Genomic DNA, 996 nt, shown 5'->3' on the forward strand with positions numbered 1-996 from the left:
CGGCGAGAGAATGCGGTCCTGAAGCAGGAGCGCGACATTCTAAAAAAAGCCGCGGCCTTCTTCGCGAAAGAGGGAAGTCGATGACCTTCGGCTTCATCGAAGCGGAGAAGGCCAGCTTCCCGATCAGCCGGATGTGCGGTGTCCTCGGCGTTAGCCAGAGCGGGTTCTTCGCCTGGCAGGAGCGTCCCGCCTGTCGTCGTCAGCAGCAGGACATGGTCTATCTGGCCCATATCCGAACGGCCTTCGCGCTGTCGAATGGCACCTACGGCAGCCCCTGGATGCACCGCGACCTCGTCGACGAAGGGCACGAGATCGGGCGGCATCGCACAGCGCGTCTCATGCGCGAGAACCAGTTGATCGCGCGTCAGAAGCGGCGCTTCAAGCGCACGACGGACAGCGAACATGCTTGGCCTGTCGCGCCCAATCTGGTGGCGCAGGACTTCACGGCGGATGGCCCGGACAGGAAGTGGGGGGCGGACATCTCCTATATCTGGACGGCAGAGGGTTGGCTCTACCTCGCCATCGTTCTCGACCTCTTCTCGCGGCGCGTCGTCGGCTGGGCCACGAGTGACCGCCTGAAGCGCGATCTTGCGGTCGAAGCTCTGCGGCGTGCCTTGGTGGCTCGCAACCCTGCGACGGGGCTGGTCCATCATTCCGACCGCGGGTCGCAATACTGCTCTGTCGACTATCAGGCACTGCTCCGAAAACGAGGCCTTCTTATCTCAATGAGCGGGCGCGGGAACTGCTATGACAACGCGATGGTCGAGACGTTCTTCAAGACCATCAAGTCGGAGCTGATCTGGCCGGTCGCGTGGCAGACACGCGCTCAGGCCGAAAACGCTGTCGCCAGATACATCAACGGGTTCTATAACCCCGTCAGGCGCCATTCGTCGCTCGGCTTCCAGAGCCCCATCGCCTTCGAGCGAAAGGCACGGGAAGTGAGCTAAACGCTCTCCACAAAAGCCGGGCAAGTCCACAATGTGACCGATGAAGACG

Annotated in this window: 1 pseudogene; it reads left to right on the forward strand. The window is 62.0% G+C overall.

Annotation, left to right across the window (positions count from 1 at the left end):
• Positions 1-947 (forward strand): annotated as a pseudogene (locus tag A3764_RS23775) (IS3 family transposase); the annotation flags it as partial.
• Positions 948-996 lie beyond the last annotated feature (49 nt).

Origin of the sequence: Sulfitobacter sp. HI0129 (genome assembly GCF_001635395.1) — a bacterium.
GTDB lineage: Bacteria > Pseudomonadota > Alphaproteobacteria > Rhodobacterales > Rhodobacteraceae > Sulfitobacter.